This window comes from Pseudomonas sp. Van50, assembly GCF_055390755.1.
The window spans coordinates 1,481,983-1,502,234 of the sequence record NZ_AP024343.1 but is presented as its reverse complement, the minus strand read 5'-3'; the positions used below and the strand labels follow the sequence as shown (position 1 = coordinate 1,502,234).

Below are 20,252 nucleotides of genomic sequence, written 5' to 3'. Positions count from 1 at the left end.
TAAATCCGATAGAACTTCCCCCCTCACCCGCGCCTCTACCTGACAAGCCCATCGCTCCGGTGATTGCATGGATCTTGTCATTGCCCGCCCCGAAGGCTTGTACTGCCCGCCCGGGGATTTCTACATCGACCCGTGGCGGGCGGTGGAACGCTCGGTCATCACCCACGCCCACGGCGACCATGCCCGCAGCGGCAACCAACACTACCTGGCAGCGGCACCCGGCGAAGGCATCCTGCGGTCACGCCTGGGCCAGGACATCAACCTGCAAACCCTGCCCTACGGCGAACGCCTGTCGCACCATGGCGTAACCTTGAGCTTTCACCCCGCCGGCCATGTGCTGGGCTCAGCCCAGGTACGGCTGGAATACCAAGGCGAGGTCTGGGTGGCGTCGGGGGATTACAAAGTCGAGCCTGACGGCACCTGCACCCCGTTCGAACCGGTGAAATGCCATACCTTCATCACGGAATCCACCTTCGGCCTGCCGATCTACCGCTGGCAACCCCAGGTGCAGATTTTCGACGAGATCAACCAGTGGTGGCGCGGGAACATCGCCGTCGGCCGGGCCAGCGTGTTGTTCTGCTATTCCTTCGGCAAGGCCCAGCGCATTCTCCACGGCATCGATGAAAGCCTCGGCCCGATCCTGGCCCATGGCGCGGTGGAACCGCTGAACCGGGTCTACCGCGAGGCCGGGGTTCATCTCCCGCCAACGATCTATGTCGGCGATATCCAGAAGAACGACCCGATCATGGGCCAGGCGCTGGTCATCGCCCCGCCCTCTGCCGGAGGCAGCAGCTGGATGCGCCGCTTCGGCGACTACAGCGACGCCTTCGCCAGCGGCTGGATGCGCCTGCGCGGTACACGTCGGCGGCGCGGCGTGGACCGGGGTTTCGTGCTGTCCGACCACGCCGACTGGCCTGGCCTGCTCTGGGCCATCGAACAGACCGGCGCCGAACGGGTGATGGTCACCCACGGGTCAGTCGCCGTACTGGTGCGCCACTTGTGCGAGCAAGGCCTCGATGCCCAAGGGTTCACCACCGAATACGGCGACGACGAAGAAGACCTCGCTACGGCCACCCACAGCGGTGAGGAGGCGCCATGAAAGCCTTCGCCGAGTTGTACGCCGAACTGGACGCCACCACCTCCAGCAATGCCAAGCTCACCGCCATGCAGGACTATTTCAGCAAAGCCCCGCCCAAGGATGCGGCGTGGGCCGTGTATTTCCTTTCCGGTGGGCGTCCACGGCAACTGGTGCCGGTAAAAATCCTGCGGGAGTTGGCGGTCCGGGTATCCGGGTTGTCGCTCTGGCTGTTCGAAGAAAGTTATCAGGCGGTGGGCGACCTGGCCGAAACCATTTCGCTGGTATTACCCGAATCGCCCCACAGCTCCGATGAAGGCCTGGCGCTGTGGATCGAAGAGAAACTGCTGCCGTTGCGCGGTGAGTCGCCCGACGTCCTGGCTGAACGGCTTCCGGCGCTGTGGGCGCAGCTCGACCGGCCGAGCCTGATGCTTTGCATCAAACTCATCACCGGCAGTTTCCGGGTGGGCGTATCCAAACTCCTGGTGACCCGGGCCCTGGCGACCATGGCCGGGCTGGACAGCAAACGGGTGGCCCAACGTCTGGTGGGCTACACCGACCTGTCCCATCGTCCCACGGCCGCCAGCTACCTCAAGCTGATCGCGGCCGAGTCCGACGATGAACATGCCCAGCGCGGCGGCCAGCCTTATCCGTTTTTCCTGGCCCATGCGTTGTCTGCGCCAGTGGAGCAATTCGACGTGCTGCTGGGGCCGGCCAGCGACTGGCAGGTGGAATGGAAATGGGACGGCATCCGGTCCCAGGTGATCAAGCGCAACGGCCATTTGTGGGTCTGGTCGCGAGGCGAGGACTTGGTCACTGAACGATTTCCGGAATTGCACTCACTGGCCCAGGCGTTGCCTGACGGCACGGTGATCGACGGTGAAATTGTGGTCTGGAAAGCCCCCCAGTCGGTCACCGAGGACGCCTTCGACCCGGACGCACCGTTGCAGCCGGCGGTGCAACCCTTCGCCCTGTTGCAGCAGCGCATCGGTCGCAAGACCCTGGGCAAGAAAATCCTCGACGACGCCCCCGTGGTGGTAATGGCCTACGACCTGTTGGAATGGCAGGGCGAGGATTGGCGCAGCCGCCCCCAGGCCGAGCGCCGCGAACAATTGGAAGCACTGATCGGCCGTATCCACAGCCCGGTGCTATTGCCCTCGCCGATCATAACCGGGCAGGACTGGCTCGACCTCGCCCGGCAGCGCGAAGCCTCTCGCAGCCTCGGTGTCGAGGGCATGATGCTCAAGGCCCGCGACGCGCTGTACGGCGTCGGTCGCACCAAGGACATGGGCGTGTGGTGGAAATGGAAGATCGACCCGTTCAGCGTCGACGCGGTGCTGATCTACGCCCAGCGCGGCCACGGCCGACGCGCCAGCCTCTACAGCGACTACACCTTCGCCGTGTGGGACAACCCGCCAGACACTCGCGAGCGCACCCTGGTGCCATTCGCCAAGGCCTATTCAGGGCTGACCGATGCAGAAATGCGCCAGGTCGACAGCATCGTGCGCAAGACCACCGTTGAGAAGTTCGGCCCGGTGAGCAGCGTCACCCCCACCCTGGTGTTCGAACTGGGCTTCGAAGGCATCGCCTTGTCCAAGCGCCACAAGAGTGGGATCGCCGTACGGTTTCCTCGGATGCTGCGCTGGCGCCAGGACAAGGGCGTCGATGAAGCCGACACGTTGGCGACGCTGCAGGATATGTTGAAGTAGCACCTCGGTGGCGAACACTCTGTGGGAGCAAAGCTTGCTCGCGAAGCAGGCGCCTCGTTTTCCGGTAGACCGCATCACCTTTGATCGCGGGCAAGCCTTGCTCCCACAAAGACCTATCATGCCCGCCCCATCCTGGGGCACCTTTTTGTTGTACGATCTTCCCCGCGCACCACCGCGTTCCACCATCTGCCGCATATGCTTTTAAAACACTTGTTCGGCACTATGGTTCGGAAATTGCTACCTTTATGCCGTCATACCGTTCAGACCTTCACCGGTAACAATCTTATGCGCCACAAGCGCTCAAATTGGTTTTAGGGACTCAATAATGAAAAAAGCACTGCTGACCCTTTCTGCACTGGCGTTGTGCATGGCCGCTGGCGTCGCCACAGCCAAGGAATACAAGGAACTGCGTTTTGGTGTCGACCCTTCCTACGCCCCGTTCGAGTCCAAGGCCGCCGACGGCAGCCTGGTCGGTTTCGACATCGACCTGGGCAATGCGATCTGTGCGGAGCTGAAGGTCAAATGCAAATGGGTCGAAAGCGATTTCGACGGCATGATCCCGGGCCTGAAGGCCAATAAATTCGACGGCGTGATCTCCTCCATGACCGTGACCCCGGCCCGGGAAAAAGTCATCGACTTCTCCAGCGAGCTGTTTTCCGGCCCAACGGCCTATGTCTTCAAGAAGGGCTCGGGCCTGAGCGAAGACGTTGCCTCGCTCAAAGGCAAGACCATCGGCTACGAGCAAGGCACCATCCAGGAAGCTTACGCCAAGGCCGTGCTGGACAAGGCCGGCGTCAAGACCCAGGCCTATCAGAACCAGGACCAGGTTTATGCTGACCTGACCTCCGGCCGCCTCGACGCAGCGATCCAGGACATGCTCCAGGCTGAGCTGGGTTTCCTGAAGTCGCCAAAAGGCGAAGGCTATGAAGTCAGCAAGCCGGTGGACAGCGAACTGCTGCCCGCCAAGACCGCCATCGGTATCAAGAAAGGTAACAGTGAGCTGAAGGCCCTTTTGGATAAAGGTATCAAAGCGTTACACGACGACGGCAAGTACGCCGAAATCCAGAAAAAACACTTTGGCGATCTGAATCTGTACAGCGGCAAATAATGCGCGGCGCCCATCCGGTCTCGGATGGGCGCTTTTTTCCTGCCAAAGGCCTCTTTCATGTTCGAACAACTCCTACAAAATCTGGGGCTCTCCGCCTTCAGCCTGCAGGGCTTCGGCCCGCTGCTGATGCAAGGCACCTGGATGACCATCAAGCTGTCGGCCCTGTCCTTGTTGTTGAGCGTCTTGCTCGGCCTGCTGGGCGCCAGTGCCAAGCTGTCCCGCGTCAAACTGCTGCGAATCCCTGCCCAGCTCTACACCACGCTGATCCGCGGCGTGCCAGACCTGGTGCTGATGCTGCTGATCTTCTACAGCCTGCAAACCTGGTTGACCTCGTTCACCGACTTCATGGAATGGGAATACATCGAGATCGACCCATTCGGCGCCGGGGTGATCACCCTGGGCTTCATCTATGGCGCGTACTTCACCGAAACCTTTCGCGGCGCGATCCTCGCGGTCCCCCGGGGCCAGGTCGAAGCCGCCACGGCCTATGGCCTCAAGCGTGGCCAACGCTTTCGCTTCGTGGTGTTCCCGCAAATGATGCGCTTTGCCCTGCCGGGTATCGGCAACAACTGGATGGTGATGCTCAAGGCCACCGCGCTGGTGTCGATCATCGGCCTGGCCGACCTGGTCAAGGCGGCCCAGGATGCGGGCAAGAGCACCTACCAGCTGTTCTACTTCCTGGTGCTGGCGGCATTGATCTATCTGCTGATCACCAGCGCGTCCAATTTCATCCTGCGCTGGCTTGAACGCCGCTACGCCGCCGGAGCCCGGGAGGCGGTGCGATGATCGAACTCCTGCAAGAATACTGGCGGCCGTTCCTGTACAGCGACGGCGTCAACATCACCGGCCTGGCCATGACCCTGTGGCTGCTCAGCGCCTCGCTGCTGATCGGCTTCGTGGTGTCGATCCCGCTGTCCATCGCCCGGGTTTCGCCCAAGTTCTACGTACGCTGGCCCGTGCAGTTCTACACCTACCTGTTCCGGGGCACGCCGCTCTACATCCAGTTGCTGATCTGCTATACCGGCATCTACAGCATCGCGGCGGTGCGCGCCCAGCCCATGCTCGACAGTTTCTTTCGCGACGCGATGAACTGCACGATCCTGGCCTTCGCCTTGAACACCTGCGCCTACACCACGGAAATTTTCGCCGGGGCGATTCGCAGCATGAACCATGGCGAAGTGGAAGCGGCCAAGGCCTACGGCCTGACTGGCTGGAAACTGTACGCCTACGTGATCATGCCGTCGGCGCTGCGTCGCTCGCTGCCGTACTACAGCAACGAAGTCATCTTGATGCTGCACTCGACGACCGTGGCATTCACCGCTACCGTTCCAGACGTGCTGAAAGTCGCCCGGGATGCCAACTCGGCCACGTTCCTGACGTTCCAGTCGTTCGGGATCGCCGCGTTGATCTACCTGACCGTCACCTTTGCGCTGGTGGGCCTCTTCCGCCTCGCCGAACGCCGCTGGCTGGCCTTCCTCGGGCCGACCCACTAGGGCTTTTGTTCCAGGACACACACGCACATGCGCCACCAGATCCATGACCTGCTGGCCCCGGTACCGGGGACCGCACGCAAGATCCACAGCTTCCACTTCGGCCCGGAAAAAGCCGTCGGCAAAATCTATATCCAGTCGTCCCTGCACGCCGATGAACTGCCGGGCATGCTGGTCGCCTGGCACCTCAAGCAACGCCTGGCCGAGCTCGAGGCGTCGGGCCACCTGCGCCACGAGATCGTGCTGGTGCCGGTCGCCAACCCCATCGGCCTCGAACAAGTGCTGATGGACGTGCCCCTGGGGCGCTACGAAACCGAAAGCGGGCAGAACTTCAACCGCCGCTTCGTCGACCTGAGCGAAGAAATCGGCAATGAAATCGAAGAGCTGCTCACCGACGATCCGCAGCACAACCTGATGCTGATCCGCACCAGCCTGCGCGATGCCCTCGCCCGGCAGACCCCTGGCACGCAATTGCAATCCCTGCGCCTGGCCCTGCAACGGCTGGCCTGCGACGCTGACATGGTGCTGGACCTGCATTGCGACTTCGAAGCCGTGGCCCACCTCTACACCACGCCCGAAGCCTGGCCGCAGGTCGAGCCGCTGGCCCGCTACATCGGTGCCGAAGCCAGCCTGCTGGCGACCGATTCGGGCGGCCAGTCGTTCGACGAATGCTTCACCCTGCTCTGGTGGCAACTCAAGGAACGCTTCGGCGAACGCTTCGAGATTCCCCTGGGCAGCTTTTCCGTGACCGTGGAGTTGCGTGGCCAGGGTGACGTCAACCATGGCCTGGCGAGCCTCGACTGCCAGGCCTTGATCGAATACCTGATCCGCTTCGGCGCCATCGACGGCGAACCGATGCCCATGCCCGAACTGCCCTACCCGGCCACGCCGCTGGCCGCGGTCGAGCCGGTGGCGACGCCCGTGGGCGGGTTGCTGGTGTACAGCGCCCTGCCCGGCGAATACCTGGAGGCGGGGCAACTGATCGCGGAAGTCATCGACCCGGTCAACGACACCGTCACCCCCGTTCATTGCCGTAACGCCGGGCTGCTGTACGCCCGTTCGCTGCGCCGCATGGCCACCGCCGGCATGGTGATCGCCCATGTCGCCGGCACCGAAGCCTACCGCAGCGGCTACCTACTTTCGCCTTGAGGATGCATGCTCCATGTACAAACTGACCATCGAAGGCCTGCATAAAAGCTATGGCGAACATGAAGTACTCAAGGGCGTTTCGCTCAAGGCCAAGACCGGCGACGTCATCAGCCTGATCGGCGCCAGCGGCTCGGGCAAAAGTACCTTTCTGCGCTGTATCAACTTCCTGGAACAACCCAATGACGGCGCCATGACCCTGGACGGCCAGCCGGTCCAGATGATCAAGGACCGCCACGGCATGCACGTGGCCGACGCCGACGAACTGCAACGCATCCGCACGCGCCTGGCCATGGTGTTCCAGCATTTCAACCTGTGGAGCCACATGACCGTGCTGGAAAACATCACCATGGCGCCGCGCCGGGTGTTGGGGGTGAGCAAGCAGGAAGCCGACGACCGTGCGCGTCGTTATCTCGACAAGGTCGGCCTGCCCGCACGGGTTGCCGAGCAGTACCCGGCATTTCTCTCCGGCGGCCAGCAACAGCGCGTGGCCATTGCCCGTGCGCTGGCGATGGAGCCGGAGGTGATGCTGTTCGACGAACCCACTTCGGCCCTGGACCCGGAGTTGGTGGGCGAAGTGCTGAAGGTGATCCAGGGCCTGGCCGAAGAGGGCCGGACCATGATCATGGTGACCCACGAAATGAGCTTCGCCCGTAAAGTCTCGAACCAGGTGCTGTTCCTGCACCAGGGCCTGGTGGAAGAAGAAGGCGCGCCGGAAGACGTACTGGGCAACCCCAAGAGCGAACGGCTCAAGCAGTTCCTCAGTGGCAACTTGAAATAAACTCCCTGGCAAGCCCCGTGGCGAGGGAGCTTGCTCCCGCTGGGGCGCGAAGCGGCCCCTGCGGTGTGTCAGTCAGAACCAGGGGCCGCTTCGCAGCCCAGCGGGAGCAAGCTCCCTCGCCACAAGAGCCTTCCGGCCAGACGATCCCCTTGGGCATAAAACCTTTCGTATCCCGCCGTGGTCACTGAAGAAGGACTTCCAGGGCGCACGCGGCAGGCATGGCGACATCCAACAATTTCGCAAACCAGTGGTTCGGCGCCCGCGGCTGGAAGCCATTCGCTTTTCAGAAGCAGGTATGGGCCGCGGTCAAGCGGGGGGAGTCCGGGCTGTTGCACGCCAGCACCGGTGCCGGCAAGACCTATGCCGTGTGGTTTGCCGCCCTCAACCGTTTCGCCCGCTCGGCACCGCCGCCGGACAAACCGCGCAAACGCAAGCCGCCGGCCGAACCGCTGACCGTCCTGTGGATCACGCCGATGCGCGCATTGGCGGCCGACACTGGCAAAGCCCTCGAAGCGCCCCTGGCAGACCTGCAAGTGCCCTGGAGTGTCGGTCTGCGCACGGGCGACACCAGTGCCAGCGAGCGCGCCCGCCAGGGCCGTCGCCTGCCCACCACACTGATCACCACGCCCGAAAGCCTGACCCTGATGCTCGCCCGGGCCGATGCGCAAGCTGCCGTTTCGACCCTGCGCATGGTGGTCGTGGATGAATGGCACGAATTGCTCGGCAACAAACGTGGCGTGCAGTTACAACTGGCCCTGGCGCGCTTGCGGCACTGGCACCCCGGACTCATTGTCTGGGGCGTGTCCGCAACCCTCGGTAACCAAGCCCATGCCGAGCAGGTGTTGCTCCCGCAAGGCAACGGGATCAGTGTGCAGGGGGCCAACAGCAAGGCGCTGCAGGTCGACACGCTGCTGCCCCCGGCCCTCGAGCGTTTCCCGTGGGCTGGGCACATCGGCCTGAAGATGCTGCCCCAGGTCGTTGCTGAAATCGACGCCAGCCGCAGTTGCCTGGTCTTCACCAACACCCGGGCACAGTCGGAAATCTGGTATCAGGCGCTTCTTGAGGCGAGACCCGACTGGGCCGGGCTGATCGCCCTGCACCATAGCTCGCTGTCGCGTGACACCCGGGATTGGGTGGAGCAGGCCTTGAAGGATGGCCAGCTCAAAGCGGTGGTCTGCACCTCCAGCCTGGACCTGGGGGTGGACTTCCTGCCGGTGGAACGGGTGCTGCAGATCGGCTCGGCCAAAGGGGTGGCGCGGCTGATGCAACGGGCCGGGCGCTCTGGCCACGCACCCGGGCGGACCTCACGGGTGACGCTGGTGCCGACCCATAGCCTGGAGTTGATCGAGGCCGCCGCCGCGCAAGACGCCGTGGCCCAGCGGCGCATCGAACCTCGCGAATCGCCGCACAAGCCGCTGGATGTCCTGGTGCAGCACCTGGTGAGCATGGCCCTGGGCGGCGGCTTCGTTCCCGACGATTTGTTCGAGGAGGTGCGGGGTGCCTGGGCCTACCGCGACCTTAACCCGGCCGAATGGGCCTGGGCCCTGGCCTTTGTACGCCACGGCGGCCTGTCATTGACCGCCTACCCCGATTACCGACGGGTCGAACCGGACGAACACGGAGTCTGGCGCGTCCCCGACGCCCGCCTGGCCCGGCGTCACCGCATGAGCATCGGTACCATCGTCAGCGATGCCAGCCTGCAATTGAAGTTCTGGAGCAAGGGCGGCGGTGGCAAGACCCTGGGCAGCGTCGAGGAAGGCTTCATCGCCCGCCTGCGACCCGGCGACGGTTTCCTGTTCGCCGGACGACTGCTGGAATTGGTCCGGGTCGAAGACATGACCGCCTATGTGCGACGCAGCCAGGCCAAGAAGGCCGCTGTGCCACGCTGGAACGGCGGGCGCATGCCGCTTTCCAGCGAACTGGCGGCCGCCGTCGTGGCCCGTTTGAGCGAAGCCGCCGCGGGCCGCTTCGAAGGCCCGGAGATGCAAGCCGTGCAGCCCCTGCTGTTGACCCAGCAACGCTGGTCCGGTTTGCCCACGCAGCACACCTTGCTGGCCGAAGCCCTCAAGTCCCGGGAAGGCTGGCATCTGTTCCTGTACCCGTTTGCCGGGCGCCAGGTGCATCTGGGCCTGGCCAGCCTGCTGGCCTGGCGCGTCAGTCGGCAACAGCCGCTGACGTTTTCCATCGCGGTCAATGACTACGGCCTGGAACTGCTCAGCGCCACGGCAGTGGATTGGTCGCACTGCCTGACCCCGAGCCTGCTGAGCGTCGATCACCTGCTGGCCGACGTGCTGGCGAGCCTGAATGCCGGGGAACTGGCCCTGCGGCGCTTTCGTGAAATCGCCCGAATCGCCGGGCTGGTGTTCGCCGGCTACCCCGGTGCGCCGAAAAGCACCCGGCAAGTCCAGGCCTCCAGCGGATTGTTCTTCCAGGTGTTCAAACAATACGACGCCGACAATCTGTTGCTGGCCCAGGCCGGGGAGGAAGTCTTGCGTGACGAATTGGATATCCGTCGACTGGAGCAGACCTTGCAACGCCTCAATACCCTGAAGCTGGACCTGCACATGATCAAACGCCCCACCCCACTCGGGTTCCCGCTGCTGGTGGAGCGGTTCCGGGAAAGCATGAGCTCGGAAAAACTCGCCGACCGCATCCGGCGGATGGTCAGTGAGCTGGAAAAGACTGCCGATCGGGGTGACGCCTGATGCCAGCGCCGTATCCCGTCAGCCTGGCCGGCGAAGCACTCTGGTTGCTTGCGGAAAAAGCCTTGTATTGGCCCGCCCAGGAAACCTTGATGGTGGCCGACGTTCATTTCGGCAAGGCCGCCGCTTATCGCCGCCTCGGGCAACCGGTGCCCCACGGCACCACCGCCAGCAACATCGCGGTGCTGGATGCATTACTCGCCAGCCTGGCGTGTCGACAGTTGATCTTTCTCGGAGATTTTCTCCACGGCCCCGGTTCTCACGCGCCCGGCACCTTGAAGGCACTTTCCGATTGGCGTGAGCGACATCCGCACCTGGCCATGACGCTGATTCGTGGCAACCACGACAAACGCGCCGGCGACCCACCTCCAGCGCTGAACATTCGCGTCGTACCGGAGCCGTTGCTACTGGGCCCTTTCGCCGTGCAACACGAGCCTACCCCCCATCCCAGCCGCCATGTGCTGGCCGGCCACGTGCACCCGGTCTACCACCTGAGCGGCAAGGGCCGGCAACGCCTGCGCCTGGCTTGCTTCCGGCTGGGCAGCGAGATCAGCCTGCTGCCGGCCTTTGGCGCGTTCACGGGCGGTTATCGAGTCGAGCAAGACAGCGACTGCAGGATTTTTGTCATCGGCGATAACGAAATATGGCCCGTCAACTGAAGCGCTCTGCGCTACCGCTGGCGGGCCATCGCCTCATCAGGCAACAGGCGCAGGAGGCGGCTCGTCCGGCAGGGTGGGTTCGCCGGGTTCGGTAGGCTGTTCGTTGGGCGTATCGGGATCGGGCTGGCCGGGGATGCCGCCTGCCGCCTCGGCAGGATGGGCCAGCAATGACCAGGCCATGACGCCGATCTGATTGGGCTCAAGCCTTGCCAGTTCGGCACTGATTCGCGGATCGATCTTCATAGAGCAACTCCTGAGCGAAGGCCCGCTGCGCTGACGCAAAAAACGGGCAGTACACGCAATAGAGTGTCTGCCCGCTCAGGAATTCCAAACAGCTCGTCAGATTCAGGTACGCGGCAGCGTCACGCCGCGCTGGCCCTGGTATTTACCGCCACGATCCTTGTAGGAGACTTCGCATTCTTCATCGGATTCAAGGAACAGCATCTGCGCCACACCCTCATTGGCGTAGATTTTCGCCGGCAGGGTCGTGGTGTTGGAGAATTCCAGGGTCACGTGGCCTTCCCACTCGGGTTCCAGCGGTGTGACGTTGACGATGATCCCGCAACGGGCGTAGGTGCTCTTGCCCAGGCAGATGGTCAGCACGTTGCGCGGAATGCGGAAGTATTCGACGGTGCGGGCCAGGGCGAAGGAGTTCGGCGGGATGATGCAAACGTCGCTCTTGACGTCGACGAAGCTCTTCTCGTCGAAGTTCTTCGGGTCGACGGTGGCCGAATTGATGTTGGTGAACACCTTGAATTCGTCGGCGCAGCGCACGTCGTAGCCGTAGCTGGAGACACCGAAGGAGATCAGCCGGTCGGCGCCTTCGCCACGCATCTGGCGCTCGACGAAGGGCTCGATCATGCCGTGCTCTTGCGCCATGCGGCGAATCCACTTGTCCGATTTGATGCTCATGGCGGTTTCCTGAAATAGCGAGGTGGAAAAAATACGTCCGGCATCTTACCGGGGCACGGGGCCGGGTTCAAAGCGTGGCACGCAAATCTCGCCGATCCACCTTGATTTCCGGGTCCTGCCGGCCATCGCCCGCGCCGTCAGTCACCAAATAAGAGAAACCTTCGCAAAGACCATTGGCACATTCTGGAAAAAGGGTTAAGGTGGCGCCACTGTGTTGCTTGTGTCACTGAGAATCTCTACACGATATGTTGAATTTCGATCCAACCATCTACAAGAATTTTTCCTGCTCTTTGCACTCAGTCTCGGCCAGGGTTCTTCCTGAGTCGCAGTTATCTTTGTTCAAGGAGTTACACCATGTCTAATCGCCAAACCGGTACCGTTAAGTGGTTCAACGATGAAAAAGGCTTCGGCTTCATCACCCCACAATCCGGTGACGACCTGTTCGTTCACTTCAAAGCTATCCAATCCGACGGCTTCAAAAGCCTGAAAGAAGGCCAACAGGTTTCTTTCATCGCTACCCGCGGTCAGAAAGGCATGCAAGCTGAAGAAGTTCAAGTTATCTAACTTGCACTTGCTTTAGTAAAAGGCCCCGCCCTCAAAAGCGGGGCTTTTTTGTGCCTGTCAGTTTTTCCCTGCGCACAAAAAAACTGTGGGAGCGAGCTTGCTCGCGATAACGGTGGATCAGCAACATCAACGTTGGCTGACAGACCGCTATCGCGAGCAAGCTCGCTCCCACAGGTGTGTGGGTGAGCCCGAATTACCAGGTCACGCCAAACCCTGCCGTGTACCGCGTCTTGCTCAAGTCGCTGTCTTCGGTACCCTCGATGACATCTTTCTCAGCCTTGAGATTGAGCGACGCCCAGTCGGTGACCTTGTAGCGCAGCCCCATCTCAGCGTCGTAGGCGTACTCCGCCACGCCGGACAGCGGCTTGCCCACTTCGCCGTTGGTGAAGAACTCGACGCGCTTGCCAATCAGGTAGCGGTTGTAGTCCCACTTCATGGCCACGGAATAGAAGTTGTCCTTGCCGCCGTCGCGGTACTCGTAATCGGTGCGGTTGAGCAGCGAGCCCAGGGAGAACGCACCCAGCTCGTCGTCCCAGAACTGGTAGCCCGGGCCGGTACCCACCACGCGCTGGCGGGCCAGGTCTTCGACTTTGTCACGCTTGTAGTTCAGGCGACCTTGCCAGAACCATTTATCCGTCAGGAACCGGTCGAGGGAATACTCCAGCCTCCAGTTGTCGGCGGAAACCACGTCATCCTGGAATTCACGGTTGTATTCGCCTTCGGCGGTGTGCCGCCATCTGCCATGGCGCGCCGAAGTCTTGAAGTCGATGTCGTAATCATCGGTATCGTTTTCCGCTCGCTGATAATCCAGCGCGGCATCGATATTGCCTTTCCACACCAGATCCTCGACCACCGGCTTGGGCTTGAGGATCTGCTGGATACTGGCCAGTTCCACGGTCTTGGGCGCGTCACCGTTGGCCAGGGTGACCTTGCCGTCCTCGGCCGCCTGCAACGCCTTGGCTTTTTCGCCCGTATAGGCATCCTGCTTGACCAGCAATTGCTGGTCGCTTTCGAGGGTCTTGACCTGCTTCCAGTCAATGGGAACCGCGCCGGCGTAATCAGTCTGGATCAGCAACTTGCCGCCATCGAAAACGGTGATTTTACCGGTCAGCTTGTCACCGTTCTTCAACCAGACGGTATCGGCAAGCAAGGGCATGGAGGCGCTGGTAACAGCTAGGCACAACAGGGTTCTAGACAACATAAGCGATAATGGGCTCAAGTTTTCAGTGAAAAGGCGGCATTATCCCCCAGGATGACACCTCAGCAACGACTGACCTGCATATAGATGATGAGTTCATTTCTCAACCAGCCTTGTAGGAATTAATCTACGGACGGACATCCCATCCAGGAACCCTTTACGTGACTGACACACCCGCGGATACCGAGAACGCCGCCCAAATCCGCCGCACGACCCTTTACCTGACCCTGGCCCAGGTGCCGGCGGGCAAAGTCGTCACCTATGGCCAACTCGCCGAAATGGCCGGCCTGGGGCGCGCGGCGCGCTGGGTCGGGCGAACTCTCAGCCAGTTGCCAAACGACACCAAGCTGCCCTGGCATCGGGTATTGGGTGCCGGTGGTCGGATCAGCCTGCCGGCGGGCAGTGCCTCAGGGGATGAACAGCGCGCACGCCTGCGCCTGGAAGGCATCAGTGTCCTGAACAATCGTGTTGATATTCAGCGCCATGGCTGGCGCCCGGTAGAGCACAGCGGTTAGAGTGCGCGCTTTGTTTTCGCAATTTTTGAGGCAGACTCCAGCCCATGCCCCGTAAAACCTGGCGCGCCGCCCTCGCCGCCTATGCCAGTCCCTCAACGCTCGTGCTGTTGCTGCTTGGCTTCGCCGCCGGCTTGCCATACATGCTGGTGTTTTCCACGCTTTCGGTCTGGTTGCGCGAAGCCGGCGTGGCCCGCGAAACCATCGGCTACGCGAGCCTGATCGGCCTGGCGTACGCCTTTAAATGGGTCTGGTCGCCACTGCTCGACCAATGGCGCCTGCCACTGCTGGGCAAACTGGGGCGCCGCCGCTCATGGCTGGTGCTCTCCCAGGCCTTGGTAATCCTCGGCCTGATCGGCATGGGTTTCTGTGATCCACAAAAACACCTGTCATGGTTGATCGCCATCGCCGTGATCGTGGCCTTCGCCTCCGCGACGCAGGACATCGCCGTCGACGCCTATCGCCTGGAGATCGCCGACGACACCCGCCAGGCCGCCCTCGCCGCCAGCTACATGTCCGGTTACCGCATCGCTGCGCTACTGGCCACCGCCGGCGCCCTGTTCTTCGCCGAAGGCTTTGGCTCCACCGGTTTCAGCTACAAACACTCGGCCTGGGCCGGCACTTACCTGTTGTTCGGCGTATTGATGGTTCCAGCGCTCCTCACCTCACTGTTCATGCGTGAGCCGCCGGTGCCGCTGCGCACCCAATTGCAGGCCGGGCGCTACACGTTCGTTCATCAGTTGGCGTCGGTATTCGTGCTGATCGTGCTGCTGGTCTCCGTCCCGGCGATGTTCACCCAGCTGTTCAACACCGACTTCGCCAGCGTGCTGTTCGAAGGCGTCAGCCTGCTCGACCTGCTGCTCGAAGACCGCGCCTTCCTGCGGGCCATCCTCTATACCATCCTGACCGCCCTGTGCCTGTCGGCCATGGGCCGGCGCGGACTGGCGCCGGTGCTGACGCCGATCAACGACTTCATCCTGCGTTATCGCTGGCAGGCCCTGCTGCTGCTCGGGCTGATCGCAACCTATCGGATGTCCGACACGGTCATGGGCGTCATGGCCAACGTGTTCTACATCGACCAAGGGTTCACCAAGGACCAGATCGCCAGCGTCAGCAAGATTTTCGGGCTGATCATGACCCTCGTCGGCGCCGGCATGGGCGGCCTGCTGATCGTCCGTTTCGGCATCCTGCCCATCCTGTTCATCGGCGGGGTCGCCTCGGCCGCCACCAACATCCTCTTCCTGATGCTGACCGACATGGGCGCCAACCTGAAGATGTTGATTGTCACCATCTCCCTGGACAACTTCAGCTCCGGCCTGGCCACTTCGGCGTTCGTCGCCTACCTGTCGAGCCTGACCAACCTGAAATTCTCCGCCACCCAATACGCCCTGCTCAGCTCGATCATGCTGTTGCTGCCGCGCTTGATCGGTGGTTATTCAGGGGTGATGGTGGAGAAGTTCGGCTACCACAATTTCTTCCTGATCACCGCACTGCTGGGCGTGCCCACCCTGCTGCTGATCGCCTTGCATTGGTTCCAGGAGAACCGTCGCCAGGATTCGACACCCACCGAGGAACCGGCGCCCACCCGGCCCGCGGAAGAGTCGTAGGAAACTTCAGCAAACGCCGGGGAAACGGCGTTCGCACCTGGCGACCGGCCACGCGCCTGTACGCCAGGGCATCTCGCCCGTACAATGCTCCGTCACTTCTCGTCATCAGCAACCGACAACGGTCAACCATGCGCACCAGTCAATATTTGCTCGCCACACAGAAAGAAACGCCTTCCGACGCCGTCGTGATCAGCCATCAGCTGATGCTGCGTGCCGGCATGATCCGCAAGCTCGCTTCTGGCCTGTACACCTGGCTGCCGATGGGCCTGCGAGTCATGCGCAAGGTGGAAGCCATCGTTCGTGAAGAGATGGACGCCGCTGGCGCCCTGGAAGTATTGATGCCGGGCACCCAACCAGCCGAGCTGTGGCAGGAATCGGGGCGCTGGGAAGAATACGGTCCTGAACTGCTGCGCATCAAAGACCGTCACGGTCGCGACTTCTGTGCAGGCCCGACCCACGAAGAAGTGATCACCGACCTGATGCGCAACGAGCTGAGCAGCTACAAGCAGCTGCCGATCAACCTGTATCAGATCCAGACCAAGTTCCGTGACGAGATCCGTCCACGCTTCGGCCTGATGCGCGGTCGCGAATTCATCATGAAGGACGCCTACTCGTTCCATGCCGACCTGGCTTCGCTGCAGGTCACCTATGACCGCATGCACCAGGCGTATTGCAACGTGTTCACCCGCCTGGGCCTGAAATTCCGTCCGGTCGAAGCCGACAACGGCTCCATCGGCGGCGCCGGTTCCCACGAGTTCCACGTACTGGCCGAGTCCGGCGAAGACGACATCGTCTTCAGCAACGGCTCCGACTACGCCGCGAACATCGAGAAGGCCGAAGCCGTCCCTCGGGAAACGTCCCGCGCCGCGCCGACCGAAGAGCTGCGCCTGGTGGACACGCCGAACGCCAAGACCATTGCCCAGTTGGTGGAAGGCTACAATCTGCCGATCGAACGCACCATCAAGACCCTGATCGTGCGGGCGGAAGAAGCCGGCAAGCTGATTGCCCTGATCGTCCGTGGCGACCACGAACTGAACGAAATCAAGGCTGCCAACCAGCCAGGCGTCGCCAGCCCGCTGGTCATGGCCACCGAAGCCGACCTGCGCGACGCCATTGGCGCCGGTGCCGGTTCCCTCGGCCCGTTGAACCTGCCACTGCCGATCATCATCGACCGTTCGGTAGCATTGATGAGCGACTTCGCCATCGGCGCCAACATCGACGACAAACACTACTTCGGCGTGAACTGGGAACGCGACCTGCCGGTTCCAACCGTCGCGGACCTGCGCAACGTCGTGGCCGGCGACCCGAGCCCCGATGGCAAGGGCACCCTGGAAATCAAGCGGGGCATCGAAGTCGGGCACATCTTCCAGCTGGGCAACAAGTACAGCAAGGCGATGAAGTGCGAAGTGCTGGGCGAGAACGGCAAGCCGGTCACCCTGGAAATGGGTTGCTACGGCATCGGTGTTTCCCGCGTGGTGGCAGCCGCCATCGAGCAGAACAACGACGACAAAGGCATCATCTGGAGCGACACGCTGGCGCCGTTCCAGGTGGCCCTGGTGCCGCTGCGCTATGAAACCGACCTGGTGCGTGAAGCCACCGACAAGCTCTACGCCGAACTGACGGCCGCCGGCTTCGAAGTGCTGCTGGACGACCGCGACAAGAAAACCAGCCCCGGCATCAAGTTCGCGGACATGGAACTGATCGGCATCCCCCACCGGATCGTCGTCAGTGACCGTGGCCTGGCCGAAGGCAACCTGGAATACAAGAGCCGCACCGAGGCCGAGCCGCAAGCGCTGCCGGTCGCCGACGTGCTGTCGTTCCTCCAGGCCCGTATCCGCCGCTGACACCAGATAGAGACGTCATGTTCAAGCGAAACACCTTAGGCCTCGGTGGCGCCGCCCTGTGCGGCGCCCTGCTGGTCAGCGGCTGTGCCAACCAAATGTCACAACGCAGCGAGCACGAAGAGCGGGTCGAGCGCAAATTGCTCGACCACAGCCTGCAAATCGACGTGGGCGAACCCAAGGTGCTCGACCTGCCGCAGCGTCGGGTGCGCATCAATGAGCAGAAAACCTTCGAAGTCACCGAGTTCGAGGTTACCCGCCATTACGATCGCTACACACCGTACCAACCCTGGCGGGAGATCTACGAGATTCCCCTGGGCGCGGTGGCCGTCGTGGCTGGCATCGGCGCGAACGTGGTCAATGTGTTCGCCCTCGGCAACCTGCCGGACACGGCGACCCGTGACTGGATCAGCTACGGTTTCGCCGGGCTCAACCCGTTCATGAACGTCCCCTCCCACGGCCGTGCCCAGCAGAACCTGGCGGGCATCGACGAAGTCCAGCGCGACAAGCGCACGGAACACTCGAGCCTGCCCTGGAGCGAACGCCCGGTGGAGGTCAAGGCCGCCCGGCAGACCTTCGAGCTGAGCACTGACCGTAATGGCGTGCTGCGCTTGAACCTGCTGGAAAGCCCGTTCGCCGAGCAGGACCTGAGCCAGTTTGGCAAATTGCAGATCAGCGTGACGGATGCCCAGGACGAAGTGCACACCGACTCATCCCTGAGCATCAGCAGTACCTTGCGCAGCAAACTGGTGGAAGCTCATGCGCTGATCTACGACGACTTGGAAGACGACGAGGTGAGCCAGTGGGTTCATCGGGTCAAGCGCCTGTCGGAGCTGGGACTTGAAGAAGAGGCCAGCGAACTGGAACAGAGCCTGATCGAACTGACGCGCAACGATCCGGAGTTGCAGACCGAGTTCATGAAAGCCCTGACCAAGGATGGCGGGCGGTTGGTGGCGGATCCTGGCACTAACTGAAATATCCCCTGTGGCAAGGGGATTGTGTGAGGGCAAGACCTGTGGGAGCAAGGCTTGCCCGCGATGACGGTCTCAAGGACGCTATCGCGAGCAAGCTTTGCTCCCACAGGATTCCCTTGCCACAAGGACCGCGCCAAACAGGGCACTCATCGTCAGTCTCACCGCTCGAACAACTCCAACTGCTCGAACCCTCCCCGCAAATCTTCCAGCCGCACCCCGATTCCCAATAACCGCACAGGCTTCCCGCCCCGGTTGAACGCCTGGGTCAGCAGCAACTGATAACTGCCCAGGTCCCGCCCTGCCCCGGCCTGTTCCAGTGTGGTCTGGGTGAAGTCGTGGAACTTCACTTTGACGAACGGCTTGCCCGGTCGATAACTGCTGTCGATCCGCGCCATGCGCCCTTTGAGGGTTTCCATCAGTTCCGGCAGTTTGTCGAGACAACTCACCAGGTCGGGCAAGTCGACATCGTAGGTATTTTCGACGCTGATGGACTGCCGTCGGCTGTCGTTGTGCACCAGACGCTCATCGATCCCACGGGCCAGGCTCCAGAGCCGCTCACCGAAACTGCCGAATTCGCGCACCAGCGCCAGCTTGTCCCACTCACGCAACTGCAGGCAATCGACGATACCGAGCCGGTTCAGCTTCTCGGCGGTGACCTTGCCTACACCGTGGAGCTTGCTGACCGGCAGGGCCGAGACAAAGTCCTCAACCTGATCCGGGGTGATGACGAACAATCCGTTGGGCTTTTTCCAGTCACTGGCGATCTTGGCCAGGAATTTGTTCGGCGCGACGCCGGCGGACACGGTGATGTGCAACTGGTTGGAAACGCGTCGGCGAATATCCTGGGCGATGCGGGTGGCGCTGCCGCCAAAATGGGCACTGGCAGAGACGTCGAGGTAGGCCTCGTCCAGGGACAGCGGCTCGATCAGGTCGGTGTAATCACTGAAAATCGTATGAATTTCCTTCGACGCTTCCCGATAAGCCTCCATTCGTGGCTTGACGATGGTGAGGTCCGGACAGAGCTTCAAGGCGTGGCCGGAAGACATGGCCGAGCGCACGCCGTAGGCCCGCGCTTCGTAGTTGCAGGTGGCAATCACCCCCGCCGATCCGCCGAGCCCCCCACCGCCATGGGCTTGCCGGCCAGCCGCGGATCATCGCGCATCTCGATAGCAGCATAGAAACAGTCACAGTCGACATGGATGATTTTACGTTGCGTCATAGAAGAACAGGGCGTGGGACGAATCGGGCCCCCAGTATCGCACCAGCACCTGTATATAGCACCAGTAGTTTGAAAGATCCTTCGTCGAGCTCAGAAAACCCCTACACAAATTTACTTCTTCAATCGCAACGCTCCCTCCAATAGAGCTTCAGCCCTTGCCAGGCCTGCGTCACAGCGCTGTCACAATGCCCACACGCAAGGCTAAGCGCTTGAAGCGGAACAGGTTTTTGTGACACCAGGGTTGACAGCGGCTCGATCCTCTGTAGAATGCCGCCACACAGACGCGGGATGGAGCAGTCTGGTAGCTCGTCGGGCTCATAACCCGAAGGTCGTCGGTTCAAATCCGGCTCCCGCAACCAAACATCAAAAAAGGCTACTCGAAAGAGTGGCCTTTTTTGTGCGTGCTCGTTTTTTGACCACACGATCAGAGACTCGCCGCCTGCGACACCCTACGCACTGCAAGTTGTAGGACAATTTCCCTTTGATTCCGCGCATTTAGGAGGGCAAGGGACGGATTGGCCGTTTATTTGACCCTGGCGTCTTTTATCGGTTGACACTCGGGCGTTCGCCTGTAGAATGCCGCCACACAGACGCGGGATGGAGCAGTCTGGTAGCTCGTCGGGCTCATAACCCGAAGGTCGTCGGTTCAAATCCGGCTCCCGCAACCAAATATCAAGAAAGGCTACTCGAAAGAGTGGCCTTTTTTGTGTCTGGCGAAAAAAGCTCTACATTACAAAGATTTTGTAATTATTTTC

At 61.8% G+C, this 20,252-nt stretch carries 17 protein-coding genes, 2 tRNA genes and 1 pseudogene; 16 read left to right on the top strand and 4 right to left on the bottom strand.

Annotated elements, in window-relative coordinates; genetic code table 11:
- Positions 1-67 precede the first annotated feature (67 nt).
- From ACZ5M5_RS06580 to pdeM, 9 genes are all read left to right on the top strand, one after another.
- On the top strand, positions 68-1,099 hold the full coding sequence (locus ACZ5M5_RS06580) for a ligase-associated DNA damage response exonuclease (RefSeq protein WP_464738793.1): 1,032 nt from the start codon (positions 68-70) through the stop codon (positions 1,097-1,099).
- Positions 1,096-2,784 (top strand): ATP-dependent DNA ligase, encoded by a 1,689-nt coding sequence (locus tag ACZ5M5_RS06575; protein WP_464738792.1) that lies wholly within the window; start codon positions 1,096-1,098, stop codon positions 2,782-2,784. The genes ACZ5M5_RS06580 and ACZ5M5_RS06575 overlap by 4 nt, the downstream gene beginning before the upstream one ends.
- A 325-nt stretch (positions 2,785-3,109) precedes the next feature.
- Entirely contained in the window at positions 3,110-3,892 is a 783-nt protein-coding gene (locus tag ACZ5M5_RS06570) for a transporter substrate-binding domain-containing protein (RefSeq protein WP_060738925.1), read from the top strand.
- A 57-nt stretch (positions 3,893-3,949) separates the two neighbouring features.
- The gene (locus tag ACZ5M5_RS06565; RefSeq protein ID WP_060743074.1) at positions 3,950-4,678 is read left to right on the top strand and encodes an ABC transporter permease; all 729 of its coding nucleotides are present in this window, start codon (positions 3,950-3,952) and stop codon (positions 4,676-4,678) included.
- Entirely contained in the window at positions 4,675-5,385 is a 711-nt protein-coding gene (locus ACZ5M5_RS06560; RefSeq protein ID WP_060738926.1) for an ABC transporter permease, read from the top strand. Before ACZ5M5_RS06565 ends, ACZ5M5_RS06560 begins: the two co-directional genes overlap by 4 nt.
- Before the next feature lie 27 nt (positions 5,386-5,412).
- Positions 5,413-6,531 carry a succinylglutamate desuccinylase/aspartoacylase family protein gene (locus tag ACZ5M5_RS06555; RefSeq protein ID WP_103310332.1) on the top strand — a complete coding sequence of 373 codons (1,119 nt, stop codon included), beginning with the start codon at positions 5,413-5,415 and terminating at the stop codon, positions 6,529-6,531.
- Between the two features lie 13 nt (positions 6,532-6,544).
- Positions 6,545-7,309, top strand: coding sequence for an ABC transporter ATP-binding protein (locus ACZ5M5_RS06550; RefSeq protein ID WP_060738928.1), 765 nt, complete (start codon positions 6,545-6,547; stop codon positions 7,307-7,309).
- Positions 7,310-7,527: 218 nt separating this feature from the next.
- Complete coding sequence (locus ACZ5M5_RS06545) at positions 7,528-10,014, top strand: ligase-associated DNA damage response DEXH box helicase (RefSeq protein ID WP_464738791.1); 2,487 nt, start codon at positions 7,528-7,530, stop codon at positions 10,012-10,014.
- Positions 10,014-10,670 (top strand): ligase-associated DNA damage response endonuclease PdeM, encoded by a 657-nt coding sequence (pdeM, locus tag ACZ5M5_RS06540; protein ID WP_060738930.1) that lies wholly within the window; start codon positions 10,014-10,016, stop codon positions 10,668-10,670. The genes ACZ5M5_RS06545 and pdeM overlap by 1 nt, the downstream gene beginning before the upstream one ends.
- A 36-nt stretch (positions 10,671-10,706) precedes the next feature.
- Here the strand turns inward: pdeM and ACZ5M5_RS06535 are convergent, their stop codons facing one another.
- Both ACZ5M5_RS06535 and dcd read right to left on the bottom strand, forming a co-directional pair.
- Positions 10,707-10,913, bottom strand: coding sequence for a hypothetical protein (locus ACZ5M5_RS06535; protein WP_041022879.1), 207 nt, complete (start codon positions 10,911-10,913; stop codon positions 10,707-10,709).
- Positions 10,914-11,015: 102 nt separating this feature from the next.
- Positions 11,016-11,582 carry a dCTP deaminase gene (gene dcd / locus ACZ5M5_RS06530; RefSeq protein WP_003184751.1) on the bottom strand — a complete coding sequence of 189 codons (567 nt, stop codon included), beginning with the start codon at positions 11,580-11,582 and terminating at the stop codon, positions 11,016-11,018.
- Between the two features lie 354 nt (positions 11,583-11,936).
- On the opposite strand from dcd, the gene ACZ5M5_RS06525 reads away from it, so the two are divergent.
- The gene (locus ACZ5M5_RS06525) at positions 11,937-12,146 is read left to right on the top strand and encodes a cold-shock protein (RefSeq protein WP_002554837.1); all 210 of its coding nucleotides are present in this window, start codon (positions 11,937-11,939) and stop codon (positions 12,144-12,146) included.
- A gap of 193 nt (positions 12,147-12,339) precedes the next feature.
- Here ACZ5M5_RS06525 and ACZ5M5_RS06520 read toward each other — a convergent pair whose 3' ends face one another.
- Positions 12,340-13,347 (bottom strand): DUF481 domain-containing protein, encoded by a 1,008-nt coding sequence (locus ACZ5M5_RS06520; protein WP_464738790.1) that lies wholly within the window; start codon positions 13,345-13,347, stop codon positions 12,340-12,342.
- A 158-nt stretch (positions 13,348-13,505) separates the two neighbouring features.
- On the opposite strand from ACZ5M5_RS06520, the gene ACZ5M5_RS06515 reads away from it, so the two are divergent.
- From ACZ5M5_RS06515 to ACZ5M5_RS06500, 4 genes are all read left to right on the top strand, one after another.
- Positions 13,506-13,859, top strand: a complete 354-nt coding sequence (locus tag ACZ5M5_RS06515; RefSeq protein WP_060738932.1) for an MGMT family protein — start codon at positions 13,506-13,508, stop codon at positions 13,857-13,859.
- 44 nt (positions 13,860-13,903) lie between these two features.
- A complete protein-coding gene (locus ACZ5M5_RS06510) occupies positions 13,904-15,463 on the top strand; it encodes an AmpG family muropeptide MFS transporter (RefSeq protein ID WP_060738933.1) in 1,560 nt (519 codons plus the stop codon).
- 128 nt (positions 15,464-15,591) lie between these two features.
- The gene (locus tag ACZ5M5_RS06505; protein ID WP_060738934.1) at positions 15,592-17,307 is read left to right on the top strand and encodes a proline--tRNA ligase; all 1,716 of its coding nucleotides are present in this window, start codon (positions 15,592-15,594) and stop codon (positions 17,305-17,307) included.
- A 17-nt stretch (positions 17,308-17,324) separates the two neighbouring features.
- The gene (locus tag ACZ5M5_RS06500; RefSeq protein ID WP_060738935.1) at positions 17,325-18,278 is read left to right on the top strand and encodes a hypothetical protein; all 954 of its coding nucleotides are present in this window, start codon (positions 17,325-17,327) and stop codon (positions 18,276-18,278) included.
- A 158-nt stretch (positions 18,279-18,436) separates the two neighbouring features.
- On the opposite strand, the pseudogene dinB reads toward ACZ5M5_RS06500, so the two are convergent.
- Positions 18,437-19,497: pseudogene (gene dinB / locus ACZ5M5_RS06495) on the bottom strand (DNA polymerase IV).
- Between the two features lie 282 nt (positions 19,498-19,779).
- On the opposite strand from dinB, the gene ACZ5M5_RS06490 reads away from it, so the two are divergent.
- Together ACZ5M5_RS06490 and ACZ5M5_RS06485 are read left to right on the top strand one after the other, a co-directional pair.
- Positions 19,780-19,856: transfer RNA gene (locus ACZ5M5_RS06490), tRNA-Met, on the top strand.
- 232 nt (positions 19,857-20,088) lie between these two features.
- Positions 20,089-20,165 (top strand) — tRNA-Met (locus ACZ5M5_RS06485).
- Positions 20,166-20,252: the final 87 nt, after the last annotated feature.

Bases quoted from the DNA above. Each gene is read 5' to 3' on its own strand.
- ACZ5M5_RS06570 (WP_060738925.1), top strand. From the start codon at position 3,110: ATGAAAAAAGCACTGCTGACCCTTTCTGCACTGGCGTTGTGCATGGCC.
- ACZ5M5_RS06520 (WP_464738790.1), bottom strand. From the start codon at position 13,347: ATGTTGTCTAGAACCCTGTTGTGCCTAGCTGTTACCAGCGCCTCCATG.
- ACZ5M5_RS06555 (WP_103310332.1), top strand. From the start codon at position 5,413: ATGCGCCACCAGATCCATGACCTGCTGGCCCCGGTACCGGGGACCGCA.
- ACZ5M5_RS06580 (WP_464738793.1), top strand. From the start codon at position 68: ATGGATCTTGTCATTGCCCGCCCCGAAGGCTTGTACTGCCCGCCCGGG.
- ACZ5M5_RS06575 (WP_464738792.1), top strand. From the start codon at position 1,096: ATGAAAGCCTTCGCCGAGTTGTACGCCGAACTGGACGCCACCACCTCC.
- ACZ5M5_RS06500 (WP_060738935.1), top strand. From the start codon at position 17,325: ATGTTCAAGCGAAACACCTTAGGCCTCGGTGGCGCCGCCCTGTGCGGC.
- ACZ5M5_RS06565 (WP_060743074.1), top strand. From the start codon at position 3,950: ATGTTCGAACAACTCCTACAAAATCTGGGGCTCTCCGCCTTCAGCCTG.
- ACZ5M5_RS06510 (WP_060738933.1), top strand. From the start codon at position 13,904: ATGCCCCGTAAAACCTGGCGCGCCGCCCTCGCCGCCTATGCCAGTCCC.
- dcd (WP_003184751.1), bottom strand. From the start codon at position 11,582: ATGAGCATCAAATCGGACAAGTGGATTCGCCGCATGGCGCAAGAGCAC.
- pdeM (WP_060738930.1), top strand. From the start codon at position 10,014: ATGCCAGCGCCGTATCCCGTCAGCCTGGCCGGCGAAGCACTCTGGTTG.
- ACZ5M5_RS06545 (WP_464738791.1), top strand. From the start codon at position 7,528: ATGGCGACATCCAACAATTTCGCAAACCAGTGGTTCGGCGCCCGCGGC.
- ACZ5M5_RS06550 (WP_060738928.1), top strand. From the start codon at position 6,545: ATGTACAAACTGACCATCGAAGGCCTGCATAAAAGCTATGGCGAACAT.
- ACZ5M5_RS06535 (WP_041022879.1), bottom strand. From the start codon at position 10,913: ATGAAGATCGATCCGCGAATCAGTGCCGAACTGGCAAGGCTTGAGCCC.
- ACZ5M5_RS06525 (WP_002554837.1), top strand. From the start codon at position 11,937: ATGTCTAATCGCCAAACCGGTACCGTTAAGTGGTTCAACGATGAAAAA.
- ACZ5M5_RS06560 (WP_060738926.1), top strand. From the start codon at position 4,675: ATGATCGAACTCCTGCAAGAATACTGGCGGCCGTTCCTGTACAGCGAC.
- ACZ5M5_RS06505 (WP_060738934.1), top strand. From the start codon at position 15,592: ATGCGCACCAGTCAATATTTGCTCGCCACACAGAAAGAAACGCCTTCC.